At 65.7% G+C, this 15150-nt stretch carries 16 protein-coding genes; 9 read left to right on the top strand and 7 right to left on the bottom strand.

The window, feature by feature from the left end; all coding sequences use genetic code 11:
• Positions 1-24 precede the first annotated feature (24 nt).
• Positions 25-276 carry a glutaredoxin domain-containing protein gene (locus tag J3U95_RS01260; RefSeq protein WP_208276901.1) on the top strand — a complete coding sequence of 84 codons (252 nt, stop codon included), beginning with the start codon at positions 25-27 and terminating at the stop codon, positions 274-276.
• Between the two features lie 124 nt (positions 277-400).
• Here J3U95_RS01260 and J3U95_RS01255 read toward each other — a convergent pair whose 3' ends face one another.
• From J3U95_RS01255 to ubiA, 4 genes are read right to left on the bottom strand one after another with little or no spacing between them, the layout of a single operon-like run.
• A complete protein-coding gene (locus J3U95_RS01255) occupies positions 401-700 on the bottom strand; it encodes a hypothetical protein (RefSeq protein WP_208276900.1) in 300 nt (99 codons plus the stop codon).
• Entirely contained in the window at positions 687-1067 is a 381-nt protein-coding gene (locus J3U95_RS01250; protein WP_208276899.1) for a phage holin family protein, read from the bottom strand. The genes J3U95_RS01255 and J3U95_RS01250 overlap by 14 nt, the downstream gene beginning before the upstream one ends.
• A 1-nt stretch (position 1068) precedes the next feature.
• Complete coding sequence (locus J3U95_RS01245; RefSeq protein WP_005668083.1) at positions 1069-1389, bottom strand: ElaB/YgaM/YqjD family protein; 321 nt, start codon at positions 1387-1389, stop codon at positions 1069-1071.
• Positions 1390-1433: 44 nt separating this feature from the next.
• Positions 1434-2288 (bottom strand): 4-hydroxybenzoate octaprenyltransferase, encoded by an 855-nt coding sequence (ubiA, locus tag J3U95_RS01240; protein WP_208276898.1) that lies wholly within the window; start codon positions 2286-2288, stop codon positions 1434-1436.
• Between the two features lie 305 nt (positions 2289-2593).
• On the opposite strand from ubiA, the gene J3U95_RS01235 reads away from it, so the two are divergent.
• The 5 genes from J3U95_RS01235 to J3U95_RS01215 all read left to right on the top strand — a co-directional run bounded on the left by J3U95_RS01235 (position 2594) and on the right by J3U95_RS01215 (position 9259).
• The gene (locus tag J3U95_RS01235) at positions 2594-4096 is read left to right on the top strand and encodes a PhoX family protein (protein ID WP_208276897.1); all 1503 of its coding nucleotides are present in this window, start codon (positions 2594-2596) and stop codon (positions 4094-4096) included.
• Between the two features lie 30 nt (positions 4097-4126).
• The gene (locus J3U95_RS01230; RefSeq protein ID WP_208276896.1) at positions 4127-4699 is read left to right on the top strand and encodes a PEP-CTERM sorting domain-containing protein; all 573 of its coding nucleotides are present in this window, start codon (positions 4127-4129) and stop codon (positions 4697-4699) included.
• 77 nt (positions 4700-4776) lie between these two features.
• Positions 4777-5385: a TetR/AcrR family transcriptional regulator gene (locus tag J3U95_RS28245; protein WP_208276895.1), complete on the top strand. Its 609-nt coding sequence runs from the start codon at positions 4777-4779 to the stop codon at positions 5383-5385.
• Between the two features lie 14 nt (positions 5386-5399).
• Positions 5400-7445, top strand: coding sequence for a prolyl oligopeptidase family serine peptidase (locus J3U95_RS01220; protein WP_208276894.1), 2046 nt, complete (start codon positions 5400-5402; stop codon positions 7443-7445).
• A gap of 143 nt (positions 7446-7588) precedes the next feature.
• Positions 7589-9259, top strand: a complete 1671-nt coding sequence (locus J3U95_RS01215) for a mechanosensitive ion channel family protein (RefSeq protein WP_208276893.1) — start codon at positions 7589-7591, stop codon at positions 9257-9259.
• Here the strand turns inward: J3U95_RS01215 and J3U95_RS01210 are convergent.
• Positions 9237-10184, bottom strand: a complete 948-nt coding sequence (locus tag J3U95_RS01210) for a hydrogen peroxide-inducible genes activator (RefSeq protein WP_208276892.1) — start codon at positions 10182-10184, stop codon at positions 9237-9239. The genes J3U95_RS01215 and J3U95_RS01210 overlap by 23 nt on opposite strands.
• Before the next feature lie 153 nt (positions 10185-10337).
• Between J3U95_RS01210 and J3U95_RS01205 the strand changes: the two genes are divergently transcribed.
• Positions 10338-11522: a PilT/PilU family type 4a pilus ATPase gene (locus J3U95_RS01205; protein WP_208276891.1), complete on the top strand. Its 1185-nt coding sequence runs from the start codon at positions 10338-10340 to the stop codon at positions 11520-11522.
• Positions 11523-11543: 21 nt separating this feature from the next.
• Positions 11544-12017 carry an adenylyltransferase/cytidyltransferase family protein gene (locus J3U95_RS01200; protein ID WP_208276890.1) on the top strand — a complete coding sequence of 158 codons (474 nt, stop codon included), beginning with the start codon at positions 11544-11546 and terminating at the stop codon, positions 12015-12017.
• Positions 12018-12025: 8 nt separating this feature from the next.
• Here the strand turns inward: J3U95_RS01200 and J3U95_RS01195 are convergent, their stop codons facing one another.
• Positions 12026-12391: a hypothetical protein gene (locus tag J3U95_RS01195; protein ID WP_208276889.1), complete on the bottom strand. Its 366-nt coding sequence runs from the start codon at positions 12389-12391 to the stop codon at positions 12026-12028.
• Positions 12392-12419: 28 nt separating this feature from the next.
• Positions 12420-13829: an FAD-binding oxidoreductase gene (locus J3U95_RS01190; RefSeq protein ID WP_229519570.1), complete on the bottom strand. Its 1410-nt coding sequence runs from the start codon at positions 13827-13829 to the stop codon at positions 12420-12422.
• A gap of 124 nt (positions 13830-13953) precedes the next feature.
• Between J3U95_RS01190 and J3U95_RS01185 the strand changes: the two genes are divergently transcribed.
• A complete protein-coding gene (locus J3U95_RS01185; protein ID WP_208276888.1) occupies positions 13954-15126 on the top strand; it encodes a GDSL-type esterase/lipase family protein in 1173 nt (390 codons plus the stop codon).
• Positions 15127-15150 lie beyond the last annotated feature (24 nt).

The raw sequence follows: 15150 nt of genomic DNA, 5'->3' as shown, positions 1-15150 counted from the left end.
GCTACTCAAGAAAGAAAGGTGAATATGTCAAAGGAATCGAAGCAGGCATTACTGCACCGGATGGTCACCCCAGAACATACTTGTCCATTTGGAGTCAAATCACTCGAACTATTGAAACAGGCGGGTTACCAAGTCGAGGATCATCAGTTGACTACTCGAAGTGAAGTCGATACGTTCATGCGGGACGAGGGAGTCCAGACTACGCCGCAGACCTACATTAATGGGCAGCGTATTGGCGGGCATGACGAACTTGTCGCTTTTTTAAGCGACAAGTGAAGGCCAACCGCCTGGTCGAATAGCGCCTGAATGTCCGCAGGATTCGTGTGCGCATATCGCCTCCAACCGTGGTCGCTCGTCTGGTTGGACAGCGGCCCGTTTGGTGCGTTCACGCGCACCCGGATCAGTGGATCTCGAACTTTTTCCAGCCCAGCACCGGCAACACTTTCTGCGCCAGCTTGTAGGCGGACAGGGCGCCGGTCACTGCGCCGACTACCCACTTCGGCTTGGTGACCAGGAAGCCCAGTCCCAGGCCGGCGGCGGCCAGCAGAGAGGTCTTGTGCTGGGCCACGAAGGCGGGGGCGCCGCCCATTTCGGCTGGATGACGCAGCAGCGCCACGTCATGCGCCATCATCGCGCGCTGTTCGGCGCACTGGGCGGCCAGCAGGCGGCGGCGCGCCGCCAGGGTCTCATTGCTGCTCATGGATCGGCTCTCCTTTGACGGCTTGCGCATCCTTGCGCAGTTCGGCCAGCGTGGCGGCCATCAGCGGCGGACGGGTTGCCAGGTCGCCGCGCACCTTGAAGTACGCCAGCAGGCCGAGCAACGCGAACAGCCCCGTCATGCCGCCGATCGCCAGCAGGCGATGGGTGTCCCAGAACAGGACCAGCACGAACAGGATCGCCAGCAACACCGCGACCACCGCGAAAAAGGCGGCCGCGACGCCCCAGGCCAGATAGCCGATCAGCCGGTGCGTCTCTTCCTGCAGCTCGATCGCTGCCAGTTCCAGCCTGGTCCGCACCATGGCGAGCAGGTTGGATCCTATCCTTCCGACGGTCGCGGAGATCGTCATTTTATTTACGCGCGATCAGCATGCCGATCACGACGCCGACGGCGGCGCCCAGGCCGACTGACTTCCATGGATTGTCCTTGACGTATTCGTCGGTGGCCTTGGCGGCGACCTTGGTGCGCTCGACCACGGTCTCTTCAGCGTGGATCAGGCTGGTCTTGGCGGAGGCCAGGGTCTGCTCGAACTTGACCTTGGCGGCCTTCAGCTCTTCGCCGGTCAGCTGGCCGCCGTTGCGCAGCCAGGATTCGGCGTCGTGGATCACGGTCTTCAGGTCGCTGACCAGTTGGTCGCGGGTGCCGGTCTGGGTAGGGATTTTTTCGATCATCGTGGGCCTCTTGTGTGTGGTGGGTGAATGCCTTTTGGACAATATTAACCTAATGCATAGTCGAGCGCGACACCAATGAACAGTGCGGCCCCCAGCCAGTTGTTGTGGCGGAAGGCTTTGAAGCACTTCATGCGGTCGCGATCGCGGATCAGGGTGTAGTGGTAGAGCGCGATGCAGCCCGCCACCGCCACCCCGCCCACGAACCACCAGCGCAGGCCCAGCGACCAGCCGCACAGCAGCAGGATCGCCAGCGAGGCACCGTAGCACAGCATGATCGCGGCCACGTCGAAGCGCCCGAAAGTGATGGCCGAGGTGCGCATGCCGAGCTTGAGGTCGTCATCGCGGTCGACCATGGCGTAGGCGGTGTCGTAGGCCACGGCCCAGAACACATTGGCCACCAGCAGCCACCAGGCCACGGCCGGCACCTGGTCCTGCACGGCGGCGAAGGCCATCGGGATGCCGAAGCCGAAGGCGATGCCGAGATAGGCCTGGGGAATCGCGAAGAAGCGCTTGAAATAGGGATAGGTGCCGGCCACGATCACCGCCACCACCGACAGCTGCTTGGTCAGCGCGTTGAGCGGCAGGATCAGGAGGAAGGACACGATGGCCAGCACCGCCGCCACCATCACCGCTTCCTTGCCGCTGATCTTGCCGCTGGTGAGCGGACGGTCGACGGTGCGCTTGACGTGGCGGTCGAAGTCGCGGTCGGCGTAGTCGTTGATGGCGCAGCCGGCGGAGCGCATCAGCGCCGTGCCGATGACGAAGATCGCCAGCACCTGCAGGTCCGGCACGCCGCCGGACGCCATCCACAGTGCCCACAGGGTAGGCCACAGCAACAGGAGGATGCCGATCGGCTTGTCGGCCCGCACCAGGCGGAAGTAGAGCGCCAGCTTGTTCATGGTGCATCTTGTCTTGTCAGGAACTGTTGAGCAGAAGACAGCGATTCTAGCCGGTTTATCCATGCGCGCCCAATCCGGCCCGTCCATACGGGCGCCATCCCCCATGCATGACAACGGCATGTATTTAGCGCGTGGCGAATGCATGATTGTTGTCTTTTTGTCGTCATGAATTTGACATTTTTGTTTGTTTTAATGCATCGGTCCTACCGGGGGTGGTAGGGACAGGACGGGCCTGATGCACGGGCGCCGCCAACGACACCAGACGCCGGACCACTGGCTCGATTCCTATTCTTTGGAGCATCTCGATGAACGAACACGATATGTCGCCTTCGCGGCGCAACCTGCTCAAGGGCATGGCCGGCGCATCCGCGCTGCCTTTCGTCGGCGCCTTCGCCGCGCTGCACGCCCGCGAAGCGCTGGCGGCCAATGGCGCGACCGCCCTGGTCGACAGCCCCTACGGCCCGATCGCCCCGGTCAACGACCTGAGTACCGGACTGCCGCTGCTGCAATTGCCGCCGGGTTTCAGCTACAAGAGCTATGGCTGGCGCGGCGACACCATGAGCGACGGCCGTCCCTGCCCGGGCGGCCACGACGGCATGGGCGTGATCGTCACGCGCAAGGTCGGCCGCAACACGGAACAGGTGTTGGTGCGCAATCATGAAATCAGTGGCAGTGCCGCTGTCAATTTCATCAATGCCTATGGCCTGTATGACACCGGCAATGTGAGCGGCAGCTCGAGCAACCGTTCCTGCGGCGGCACGACCAACCTGGTGTTCCGCGACGGCGACTGGGTCAGCATGACCCCGAGCCTGGGCGGCACCCAGCAGAACTGCGCCGGCGGCATCACCCCCTGGGGCACCTGGCTGACCTGCGAAGAGATCGGTTCGGACACGATCAGCGCCGGCGGCAAGAAGCACGGCTACGTGTTCGAGGTGACGGCCGATCCGCAGCAGGTCAGCGGTCAGCCGATCGTCAATATGGGCCGCTTCGCGCACGAAGCCGCCGCCGTCGATCCGACCAATTCCAACGTCTACCTGACCGAGGATTCCTCGGGCAAGTCGGGCTTCTACCGCTACATCCCCGACGTCAAGACCGGCGCGCCCGGTTCGCTGGCCATGGGCGGCGTGCTCGAGATGGCCAAGGTCAAGGGTCGCAACAACGTCAATCTGGCGGTGGCCTCGGTCGACGATACCTATGAGCTGGAGTGGGTGCCGATCGCCAATCCGGACGCCAACCGCGGCAACGGCGTCGGTCTCAACGGCGAGACGATCAACAGCGCCGCCGGTCCCTTCGTGCAGGGCTGGACCAAGGGCGCGCTGCGAATGAATCGCGGCGAAGGCATCTGGTATGCCCAGGGCAAGATGTACGTGATGGACACCTCGGGCGGCCACGTCAACCGCGGCGCGATCTGGGAACTCGACCTGGCGCGCCAGACCCTGAAATGCATCTACTCGAGCCCGAGCCAGCTGGTGGGCAATATGGGCGACAACCTGACGGTCAGCCCGCGCAACGCGATCCTGATCTGCGAAGACGCGTCGAGCGCCATCACCGACCACTTCGGCTACGGCCAGCGCCTGATGGGCCTGACCGGCGCCGGCGACGCCTACATCTTCGCCAAGAACAATATCAACCTGACGGCCGCCCAGCTGCAGGGCGCCGGCAAGCTGCCTTCGCTCGCCGGAGATCAGCGCGGCAACGAATTCGCCGGCGCCTGCTTCGACCCGACCGGCCGCTACCTGTTCGTGAACATCCAGACCCCGGGCGTGACCTTCGCGATCTCGGGCCCGTGGGCCAAGGGCCCGCTGTAAACGTCACCTTCAATCACAAGGAACCCGAACATGAACATGAACAAACTCGTCGCCGCCACCGCCGTCGCCCTGAGCGCGCTGACCTTTTCGCACTCCGCCAGCGCCGTCGTCCTGACGAGCAGCAGCGGCGCCAATATCGTGACCGATTACAGCGAAGCCGGCGTCGTGTCCTTCGACCTCGACCTGGTCGACTTCAGCACCACCAAGCTGAACTTCGTGCTGGAAGAAGCCGACCTGGCCAGCCCGCTCAGCTTCAACGCCATCATCCGCAACCTGGTCGGCCTGTCGATGCACCAGTTTAATTTCGGCCTGCAGGGGATCGGCTACGCAGCGGCGGGCAGCGTCTCCTCGTTCTCCGGCGCCGCAGCCAGCTACTCGGGCAATAACGCCGTCATCAAGTTCGCCAATGGCGAGACGGCCGACACCCTGTTCGGCAATCCGACCATGCTCGATGACCGCAGCGACTGGCTGCTCGACACCACCGGCCTGTCGGCGGGCGATACCTTCTCGATCGTGGCGCAGGTGCCGGAACCATCGACCGTGGCCATGATGCTGCCACTGATGGCGGGCCTGCTGCTGGCGCGCCGCCGCAAACGCGATTGAGCTATCAGGCTAGGCGTTTGACATGCCTGTCACTTGGTGACATAGTAAACGTCACTAAGTGACAGGCATGGAGCATCATGGGAGTGCAGGACGAAGCGAAGCTGGCGGTATCGCGCCACGCGGCAAGGCTGTTCGTGGAACGCGGCGTGGCCGCCACCAGCGGCGACGACATCGCCGCCGCGGCCGGCCTGTCGAAGCGCACGGTCTGGCGCTACTTCCGCAACAAGGAAAGCTGCGTCGAGCCGCTGTTCGATGCGACCTCGCTGCGCTTCATCGCCATGCTGCGCGAGTGGCCGCGCAATGCCTCGATCGAATCCTGGCTGCAGGCCTGCCTGGGGCGTGAGCGCGCCCCCGCCGACCTGGCCGACGACGTGCTGGCCGTGCGCCTGCTGGCCATGCTGCCGGACGAGCCGGACTTGCGCGCTTCCTGGCTGATGGCGACCCAGCGCGCCGAAGACGCATTGGCCGCAATCGTCGCCGACCGCCTGGAGCGTTCACCCAGGGACCTCGAGGTGCGGCTGTGCGCCGCGACCGTCATGGCCGCCATCCGCGTGGTCGACGAAACCATCAGCATCGCCGCCGTGAAGCACCGGCAAACCTTCACCAACCAGGACGTGATCGACCGCCTGGCGCACGCCATCCGCGTGGCCAGCACCCTGCCGATCTGCGATCCCGTCCTTGCCTGACAAGGAGATCCGCCATGCACCCAACCGCCTATCCCGCCACCCGCCGCGCCGACGCCGTCGACATCCTGCACGGACAGCGGATCGACGATCCTTACCGCTGGCTGGAAGGCGATGCGCGCAGCGACGGCGAGGTCGCGGCCTGGATCGCGGCGCAGAACGCCGTGACGAATGCCTGCCTGGCCGAGCTGCCGGGCCGCGCGATTTTTCGCGCGCGGCTCGAGGCGCTGCAGAATCACGAGAAATTCACGATCCCGCGCGAGCGGGGCGGGCATTATTTCTACACCCGCAATCCCGGCCTCGAGAACCAGGCGACCCTGCTGGTGCGCGACAGCGTCGACGGCCCGGACCGCGTGCTGATCGACCCCAATACCTGGTCCGAACACGGCACGGGAGCGCTGGCCGAATGGGCGCCATCGAGAGACGGCGCGCTGCTCGCTTACGCCGTGCAGGAAGACGGCGCCGACTGGCGCACCATCAAGGTGATCGAGGTCGCCACCGGAAGAATCCTCGACGATGCCCTGGCCTGGGCCCGCTTCACGACCATCGCCTGGGCACATGATGGCGCCGGCTTTTTCTACACGCGCTATCCCGAATCGACGGTGGGCGACGCCGCCCTGGCCAACCACGCGGTCTATTTCCATGCGCTGGGCACGCCGCAGTCGAGCGACCGGCTGCTGTATGCGACACCCGAGCGGCCCGAGCTGCTGCACTTCGTCGAGGTAACCGACAGCGGCCGCTACGCGCTGATCACGTCCACGCCCGGCACCCAGACCAATAACCTGGTCGTCATCGATTTGCACGACGAACGCTGGCAGCCGCGCACCGTGGTCAAAGGCTTCGACGCCGAATGGTCGCCGGTGGGCGACGCCGGCAGCACCTTGTACCTGCTGACGAGCGAGCGCGCCGAACGGCGCCGGATCGCGACCCTCGACCTGGCCGACCCCGGCGCCGCGCCGCAAGACCTGATCGCCGAGGACAGCGCCGTGCTGGGCGACGCGCGCCTGGTCGGCGGCCGGCTGATCGGGACGTACCTGGTCGACGTGAAAACCCAGTTGCGGCGTTTCACGCTCGAGGGCCGGCCGGATGGCGTCGTGCCGCTGCCCGGCATCGGCAGCGCGGGCGGCTTCCAGGGCCATCCCGATGACAACGAAGCCTTCTTCGTGTTCACCAGTTTTAATGCGCCGACGACGATCTACCGCTATGACGTGGCCGCGAACACGGCCAGCGCGTGGGCGGCGCCGACGGTCGACGCCGACCTGGACAACATCGTGGTCGAGCAGCGCTTCTATGCGGCGCGCGACGGCGCCCGGGTGCCGATGTTCCTCATCCGGCGCAGTGACGTCACCGGGCCGGCGCCGACCCTGCTGCACGGTTACGGCGCCTTCGGCATCAGCATGATCTCGTACTACGAGCCAAGCCTGCTGGCCTGGATCGAGCAGGGAGGCATCGTGGCGATCGCCAATATCCGCGGCGGCGGAGAATACGGCAAGGCCTGGCACGAGGCGGCGCGTCTCGACCGAAAGCAGACCAGCTACGACGATCTTCTGGCCGCCGCCGACTACCTGCACACGCAGCGCATCGTGACGCCGGCCGGTCTGGCCGTGCATGGCGAATCCGGCGGCGGCCTGCTGGTGGGCGCGGTCGTCAACCAGAGACCAGAGCTGTTCGCGGCCGCCTTGCCCGGCGTCGGCGTGATGGACATGCTGCGCTTCGACCGCTTCACGGGCGGGCGCCTGTGGATGGGCGAGTTCGGTGATCCCGCCAACGAAGCGCAGTTCCGCCACCTGCTGGCCTATTCGCCCTACCACAACGTGGCCGCCGGCAAACGCTATCCGGCCATCCTGGCGACGACGGCGGATACCGACGACCGGGTCGTCCCGGCGCACAGCTTCAAGTACGTCGCGGCGCTCCAGCACATCGATGCCGGGTTGCGTCCGCACCTGCTGCGCATCGAGACCCAGGCCGGTCATGGCGCCGGCAAGCCGACCGCCAAGGCCATCGCCGAGATGGCCGACAAATGGGCGTTCGCCGCGCATTGGACGGGATTGCATGTGAAATGAGCGTAGAAGCCCGGCAATAGTGTGGGGGCGGGCCGGGCCGGATGCTAGACTTTGCTGGCGGACATCAGTGTCCGTTTGCATTTTCTGCATATACATTTTGTACCGCATCGGCCAGATGCCCAGTCAAAGGAGTCGACTTGCTTATGCGTCTTCATTTCCGTTTCTTACTGCTGCTCCTGATCGCCCTGGCGGCGCCCCTGTCACCGGCCGCCTTCGCCGCCGGCCAGGCGGAGGAAGCGGCGCCCGCCGAGGAAGTCATTCCCGATCCGCTCAAGCGCGAGACGCCGCGCTCGATGGTGTCGGGCCTGATTTCCGCCCTGGCCGAGCCCGATTACGATCGCGCCGCCCAGTACCTCGACATGCCGGCGGGGAGCAACCGCCAGCGCACCAACGCCATCACCCAGGCGCGTAATTTCCATTCTCTGCTGGACAACGGCGGTTCGCTGTCGCCGTTCGTCGCGTTGTCGAACGATGCCATCGGCAAGATCGACGACGAGCTGCCGGCTGAGCAGGAAAACGTCGGCGTCCTGACCATCCAGGACAAGAAGGTGCCGATCCTGCTGACTCGTGGCCAGGACGGCGACCACCAGGTCTGGCGCGTGTCGCGCGAGACGATCGACCAGGTCGCGCAGGCGGCGCGCCAGGAACCGGTGGCGCAGGAGCCGGACAAGAACGAATTTGTCGTCGCCGGCGCGCCTCTGAAGGACTGGGCGATGCTGATCGGGCTCGGCGTCCTGATCTTCGGCGGCCTGTGGACGGTGGCGGCCCTGATCGTCGCCGCCATGCGCAAGCTGGTGCCCGACGCCGGCGCCAACGGCCTGGTGCGCTTCATGGAAGCGGCGCTTCCGCCGGCCAGCCTGCTGATCGCGGTCGGCCTGTTCTACAGCTGGGCCGAACGGCTGCCGGTGTCGATCGTCGCACGCACGACCTTGCTGCGCTATACCGGCATCGTCTCGGTCATCGCCCTGGTGTGGTTCGGCCTGCGGCTCATCGACGCGGTCGCCGAGCTGGCCACCGCGCGCATGCAGCGCAGCCAGCGGCGCCAGGTGGTGGCCGTCATCACCTTGGCGCGCCGCGCCGCCAAGATCCTGCTGCTGGCGTTCTCGGGCGTCGCCATCCTCGGCACCTTCGGCATCGACGTCACGACCGGTATCGCGGCGCTGGGTATCGGCGGTATCGCGCTGGCGCTGGGCGCCCAGAAGACGGTGGAGAACCTGGTCGGCAGCGTCACCGTGATCGCCGACAAGCCGCTGCAGGTGGGCGACTTCGTCAAGGTGGGCGACGTGGTCGGCACCGTGGAAGACGTGGGCATCCGCTCGACCCGCATCCGCACCGGCGAGCGCACCGTCGTCACGATCCCCAACGGCGACCTGTCGGCGCGCCAGATCGAGAACTTCGCGGCGCGCGACCGCTTCCTGTTCAACCCGACCATCGCGGTGCCGCTCGGCACCCCGTCGGCCAAGCTGAAGGAGGCGATCACCATTGTCCAGCAGGTGCTGACGGAAGAGAAGAACATGGCCGAGGGCCATCGCGCGCGGCTGGGCAGCATCAATGATCGGGCCTTCAACATCGATGTCTGGTCGTACATCAACGTGAGCGAGTTCGACACCCAGGTCATCATCCGCGAGACGCTGCTGCTGAAGATCCACGAGCGGCTGGAAGCGGCCGGCATCCCCTTCGCCTTCCCGACCCAGAAGATCGTGTTTTCGCGCGAGCAGACCGGCGCCCGGGAACAGCCGGGCGGTCCTGGCGAGGGAGGAGAGGATGCAGGCCTGGTGACGCTGGATAAGGCTATGCCGCCGCCTCGAGCGTGACCATTTCCACGCCTGGCAGGTGGCATTCGCCCACCGCGCGCACGACGGCATCGATCGCGGCGCGGCGGGTGAAGCTCTTGCGCCAGGCGATCACCACGCGGCGCGACGGCGCCGGTGGCAGGAAGGGAACATAGGTCAGCAAGCCGTTCGGATCGTGCAGGTCGGCCACCGAGGCGCGCGGCAGCACGGTCAGGCCGATGCCGCTGGCGACCATGTGGCGGATCGTCTCGAGCGACGAGCCTTCGAAGGTGCGCTGCATGCCGTTGCCGGCCACCGGCGCCGAGAAGCGCGCCATTTCCGGGCACACTTCGAGCACCTGGTCGCGGAAGCAGTGGCCGGCGCCCAGCAGCAGCATGGTTTCGCTTTTGAGGTCTTCGGCGGAGATTTCCTTGCGGCCCGCCCACGGATGGCTCTTCGGCATGGCCACGATGAAGGGTTCGTCGTACAGCGGCTGCACCGACATGCCGTGGTCGGGCAGCGGCAGCGCCATGATGGCGGCGTCCAGCTCGCCCTGGCGCAGCAGCTCCAGCAGTTTATGGGTGTAGTTCTCCTGCAGCACCAGCGGCATCTGCGGCACGGTGTCGATCAGGTTCTTCACCAGCGGCGGCAGCAGGTAGGGTCCGATGGTATAGATCACGCCCAGGCGCAGCGGGCCGGCCAGCGGATCCTTGTTCTGCTTGGCGAGTTCCTTGATGGCGGCGGTCTGTTCCAGCACCCGCTCGGCCTGGGCCACGATCTGGGCGCCCAGCGGCGTCACGGAGACTTCGGAGCCGCCACGCTCGAACAGGGTCACGCCCAGCTCGTCTTCGAGCTTCTTGATGGCGACGGACAGGGTGGGCTGGGCCACGAAACAGGCTTCGGCGGCATGGCCGAAGTGTTTGGCGCGCGCAACGGCGACAATGTATTTCAGCTCGGTCAGTGTCATGTTTATATGTTTCGGGTAGCGCACTGTGGCCGGCGCCGGGGCGGCGGACCGGGGCGGCAGACCCGTTTTAGCCATGAAATAATAGTTTAACGAGAATCATAGTCGATATAATTGCCCGGCAGGTTAGGTAGCTGCAATTTTTGAAAGGCCCGCATGTCTTCCACGTTCGGCCCGGCGGAAGCCCAGGCCTATATCCACAAGCTCCTGACGGTGATGCACCACCAGGGCGGCTCCGACCTCTTCATCTCGGCTGACTTTCCTCCAAGCATTAAACACCAGGGGGCGATGAAGGCGCTCAGCCAGCAGCGCCTGACGGGCGAAGTCACGCGCGCACTGGCGCTGTCGATCATGAACGAGCGCCAGCGCGCCGAGTTCGAGGCCGAAATGGAGTGCAATTTCGCGATCTCGCTGCCGGGCGTCTGCCGCTTCCGCGTCAACGTCTATGTGCAGCAGCAGAGCGTGGGCATGGTGGTGCGTACGATCGCTTCCGAGATCCCCAACTTCGAAAAGCTCGACTTGCCCGAGGTGCTCAAGGACGTGGTGATGACCAAGCGCGGCCTGGTGCTGGTCGTGGGCGGCACGGGTTCCGGCAAGTCGACCACGCTGGCGGCGATGATCGACTACCGCAACAGCAACTCGGCCGGCCACATCATCACGGTGGAAGACCCGGTCGAGTACGTCCACAAGAACAAGAACTGCCTGGTGACGCACCGCGAAGTGGGCGTCGACACGCTGTCGTGGCATCACGCACTGAAGAACACGCTGCGCCAGGCGCCGGACGTGATCCTGATCGGCGAGATCCGCGACACCGAGACGATGGAACATGCGATCGCCTTCGCCGAGACCGGCCACCTGTGCCTGGGCACGCTGCACGCCAATAACGCCAACCAGACGATGGACCGGATCATCAACTTCTTCCCGGAAGAACGGCGCAATCAGCTGTTGATGGATTTGTCGTCGAACCTGCGCGCCATCGTCTCGCAGCGCCTGGTGCGCACCGAGGATGGAAAAGGACGCAAGGCGGCCATCGAGATCCTGCTCAACACGCCGACCATCGGCGAGATGATCCTCAAGGGGAACTTCCAGAACATCAAGGAGATCATGCACAAGTCGCGCGAACTGGGCATGTGCACCTTCGACCAGGCCTTGTTCGAGCTGTACAACAAGGGCTTGATAAGCTACGACGAGGCGATCCGCAATGCCGACTCGGCCAACGGCCTGCGCCTGCAGATCAAGCTGTCGGGCGAGCGGCGCGAGCCGGGCGCCGCTGCCGCGCGGCCGGCCGAGCTGTCGATGGCGATCGAGGAAGAACCCGGTGATGAGTCGCCGAAACACTGACATTCGCTTTTATTTTTACTTATGCCTTCATTCGAAAACAAACTCTGCACGCGCGCCGACCTGGCTGCGCGTATCGCCGCATTGCCGAAACCGGTCGTACTGACCAACGGCGTGTTCGACATCCTGCACCGCGGCCACGTGACCTATCTGGCGCAGGCGCGCGAACTGGGAGGTTCGCTGGTGGTGGCGGCGAACACCGATGCCTCGGTCAAGCGCCTGGGCAAAGGCGACGACCGCCCGCACAACACCCTGGCCGACCGCATGGCGGTGCTGGCGGCGCTGGAATCGGTGAGCCTGGTGGTCGAGTTCGACGAGGACACGGCGCTGGAGGTGGTGCAGGAGGGACGCCCCGACATCTACGCCAAGGGCGGTGACTACGTGATGGACCAGATCCCCGAAGGCAAGGCCGTGCTGGCCTATGGCGGCCGGGCGGTGGCGATCGACTTCGAGCATGACCGCTCGACCACCAAGCTGGTGGCGCGGATCCGCGGCTGACTGATTCTTCAGCCTGCCGTGGCGGGTGTGCGGTCGTATTGCACCACGCCGCCCGCCGACTGCGTAAACACCAGGTCGCAACCTGCGAAGACTTCCGCGCTCACGCCGTCGTGGACCGAGTCGTAGAGCCATGCGGCCATCGCGGCATTCGTCGCCTGCATCTCGATTTCCTGGCCGGGTTTTCCCGCTTGCAGCGCATCGACGAGTTCCTGGACGAAGAAGGGGATGGCGCCCGCGGTCCATTCGGCGCCACGTTCGCGCGCCTCGGCTGCGCGCGGTTGCGCCATCGCCATCAGCGCGGCGGCGTCGACCTGCGTTTCCATGGCCAGGGTGGGTTCGGATTGGTCATCGGTCGTGAAGACACGTATCAGCATGGTGTTGGCTTTCGATTCATGGGTTGGATCAACCCGTATGGTACGCGTCCCACAGCTTGTTGCGGAACCTGTATGCCGGGTCGACCCTGCGCTTGAGCGCGAAGAAGCGTTCGGCCTCCGGGTAAGCGGCGTGGAATTGCGCCGCGGTCGCGTGGATCTGGTAGGGCAGGTAGTAGGAACCACCCAGGGCCGTAGCGGCATCGACCAGCGCGCGGGTCCAGGCGCGCACCGCGTCCCGGTCGCGCGGCGCGGTGTGCTGGCGGTAGTACAGCACGAAGGCGAACACGTCGGTGCGGGCCCATGCCAGCAGGGTGCCCGGGTCCTTGCGCGCATGACGGATCGAGACGTTGATGACGTTCACATGATGCTGGCGCAGGATGGCGCGCAGCCGCCCAGAGAAGCGCTCCATGGCCGCGACCGGCACGAAATACTCTTGCAGCGCATACGCCGTCCCGGCGCCGGCCAGCGGCGCGAGCGAATGGATGTCGAGGCCGGCCTGGTGGTTGCGCCACTCGACCGCATCCGTCGAATAGAGGAGCGGCTCGAGGATGCGCCGGCGCAGCTCCTTGCCCCAATGCGAAGCCGAGATTACCTCCTGCAGCCGGCGTTCGATGCGGTAGTCGCCGCCCGTGGCGGTGAGGCGGTTGGGCAGCGTCACCGCGCGGCGGGTGCGCGAGAAGGTCACCGCGCGCACCAGCGTGTAGTCGTCGGGATACAAGGTCGCGTTGTGCATCACCGCGTCCGGGTCGGCGCCGATGCGCGCTTCGAAGAAGCGGCGGTAGCTCGACAGCGACATGACCTGCGAGCGCCGCTCGAGCGGAGCGTTGTCGGCCAGGCGCAAGGTCGCTTCCACGATCACGCCGATGCCGCCATAGCCGCCGATCGCGCCATAGAACAGTTCGCTGTTGTGGGTGGGGCTGGCGGCGACGACCGCGCCATCGGCCAGCACCAGCCGGATCGCTTCCACGCTCGAGACCAGCGGCCCTTGGCCGACGTAGCGGCCGTGGGCATTGACGCCGAGCGAGCCGCCCACGGTGAAATCGGCATACGACTGCATCACCTGCAGCGCCAGGTCGTGCGGGTCGATGACGGCCTGGATGCGGCGCCAGGTGATGCCCGGCTGGACCGTGATGCTGCGTTCGGCGGGCACGAAGCGAATGATCTGGTCGAAGCCGCGCATGTCGAGGTGCAGCGAACGGTCGGCGGCGATCTGGCCGCCCATGCTGTAGCGGGCGCCGCCGATCGAGACCGGGCCGGCGTGAGCGCGCAGCGCGGCGACGATCTCGTCCACCGTGCGCGGAACCAGGATGCGCTCGACATTCACCGGGTTCAGCTGCGTCGCATCGTTCACCACCGGCTGGCGGGCCAGGGCGGGCAGGCCGAGCGCGGCGAGGGCAAGCGCCATGCGGCGGCGGGTGGGCAGCGGCGATCCGGGCAAGCGGCGATCTCCAGGGCAGGCAATGGATGAGCAAAGAATGAGAAAACTACGCATCGGCGACGCCGGTGTCAACGGCTGAGGTCCTTATAATGAGCGCTGCATAAATCCTCCAAGGAATACCGCGATGACGCTGTCCTTCCATTCACCGATCACGCCGGACCTGGTCCATGGCGCCGTCGAACTCGAGCGCACGGAAGCAGGCCTGCTGCCGCACCGCCTGCCGGCCTGGGCGCGCGCCCAGTGCCACGATCCGCAACTGGCGATGGTGGAGGCGCAGCCTTCCGGCGTGCGCCTGGCGCTGCGCACCGCGGCGACGGTCGTGGAACTGGTCGTCTTGCCGACCAAGCGCCGCTATGGCGCCATGGCGCCGCGCCCGGACGGCATCCATGACCTGCTCGTCGACGGCCACCTGGTGCAGCAGGCCAGCGCGCCGGGCGGCAAGATCATGGACATCGACATGCTGTCCGGCGCGGCGACGATGCGGCCGGGCGAACCGCAGCGGCTGCGCTTTGCCGGCCTGCCGCCGGGCGACAAGACCGTCGAGATCTGGCTGCCGCATGACGAGACGACCGAGCTGGTGGCGCTGGATGCCGATGCGCCGGTGGCTCCGCTTGCGGCGTCGGGCAAGCGCCGCTGGCTGCACCATGGCAGTTCCATCAGCCAGGGATCGAACGCGACCAACCCGACCGGCATCTGGCCGGCCGTGGCCGCGCAACTGGCTGGCGTCGACCTGCTCAATCTGGGCTTGGGTGGCAGCGCATTGCTGGATCCGTTCACGGCGCGCACGATCCGCGACTTGCCGGCCGACGTAATCAGCCTCAAGCTGGGGATCAACCTCGTCAACACGGATGCGATGCGGCTGCGCGCCTTCGGGCCGGCCGTGCACGGTTTTCTCGACACGATCAGGGAAGGGCATCCGACGACGCCATTGCTGGTGATCTCGCCGACCTGGTGCCCGATCCATGAAACGACGCCCGGCCCGACCATGTTCGATGGCAAGGCGTTGGAAAAGGGAACGTTGCTGTTCCGGGCGATGGGCAACGACGCCGAGCGCCGGCAGGGCAAGCTGACCCTCGGCGTGATCCGCGAGCAGTTGCAGAAGATCGTCCAGCAGCGGGCGCCGCTTGATGCGAACATCCATTACCTCGACGGCAGGGAGCTTTACGGTTCAGAGGACAATACGCGTTATCCTCTACCCGACGAGCTGCATCCCGAGGCAGAGGCGCACCGCTTGATCGGCGAACGCTTTTGCGCGCTGGCGTTCCGTGCCGGCGCTTTTGGCGAAGGTGGGGCCTGAATTTGAAAGTATCCTTTGCTGGAA

This window comes from Massilia oculi (genome assembly GCF_017582745.1).
Taxonomy (GTDB): Bacteria; Pseudomonadota; Gammaproteobacteria; order Burkholderiales; family Burkholderiaceae_D; genus Telluria; species Telluria oculi_A.
The sequence above is the reverse complement of the archived record's forward strand: the minus strand, read 5'-3'. Positions and strand labels throughout refer to the sequence as shown.

Bases quoted from the DNA above. Each gene is read 5' to 3' on its own strand.
- ubiA (WP_208276898.1), bottom strand. From the start codon at position 2,288: ATGAACAAGCTGGCGCTCTACTTCCGCCTGGTGCGGGCCGACAAGCCG.
- J3U95_RS01255 (WP_208276900.1), bottom strand. From the start codon at position 700: ATGAGCAGCAATGAGACCCTGGCGGCGCGCCGCCGCCTGCTGGCCGCC.
- J3U95_RS01215 (WP_208276893.1), top strand. From the start codon at position 7,589: ATGCGTCTTCATTTCCGTTTCTTACTGCTGCTCCTGATCGCCCTGGCG.
- J3U95_RS01220 (WP_208276894.1), top strand. From the start codon at position 5,400: ATGCACCCAACCGCCTATCCCGCCACCCGCCGCGCCGACGCCGTCGAC.
- J3U95_RS01210 (WP_208276892.1), bottom strand. From the start codon at position 10,184: ATGACACTGACCGAGCTGAAATACATTGTCGCCGTTGCGCGCGCCAAA.
- J3U95_RS01230 (WP_208276896.1), top strand. From the start codon at position 4,127: ATGAACATGAACAAACTCGTCGCCGCCACCGCCGTCGCCCTGAGCGCG.
- J3U95_RS01195 (WP_208276889.1), bottom strand. From the start codon at position 12,391: ATGCTGATACGTGTCTTCACGACCGATGACCAATCCGAACCCACCCTG.
- J3U95_RS01200 (WP_208276890.1), top strand. From the start codon at position 11,544: ATGCCTTCATTCGAAAACAAACTCTGCACGCGCGCCGACCTGGCTGCG.
- J3U95_RS01245 (WP_005668083.1), bottom strand. From the start codon at position 1,389: ATGATCGAAAAAATCCCTACCCAGACCGGCACCCGCGACCAACTGGTC.
- J3U95_RS01260 (WP_208276901.1), top strand. From the start codon at position 25: ATGTCAAAGGAATCGAAGCAGGCATTACTGCACCGGATGGTCACCCCA.
- J3U95_RS28245 (WP_208276895.1), top strand. From the start codon at position 4,777: ATGGGAGTGCAGGACGAAGCGAAGCTGGCGGTATCGCGCCACGCGGCA.
- J3U95_RS01205 (WP_208276891.1), top strand. From the start codon at position 10,338: ATGTCTTCCACGTTCGGCCCGGCGGAAGCCCAGGCCTATATCCACAAG.
- J3U95_RS01235 (WP_208276897.1), top strand. From the start codon at position 2,594: ATGAACGAACACGATATGTCGCCTTCGCGGCGCAACCTGCTCAAGGGC.
- J3U95_RS01250 (WP_208276899.1), bottom strand. From the start codon at position 1,067: ATGACGATCTCCGCGACCGTCGGAAGGATAGGATCCAACCTGCTCGCC.
- J3U95_RS01185 (WP_208276888.1), top strand. From the start codon at position 13,954: ATGACGCTGTCCTTCCATTCACCGATCACGCCGGACCTGGTCCATGGC.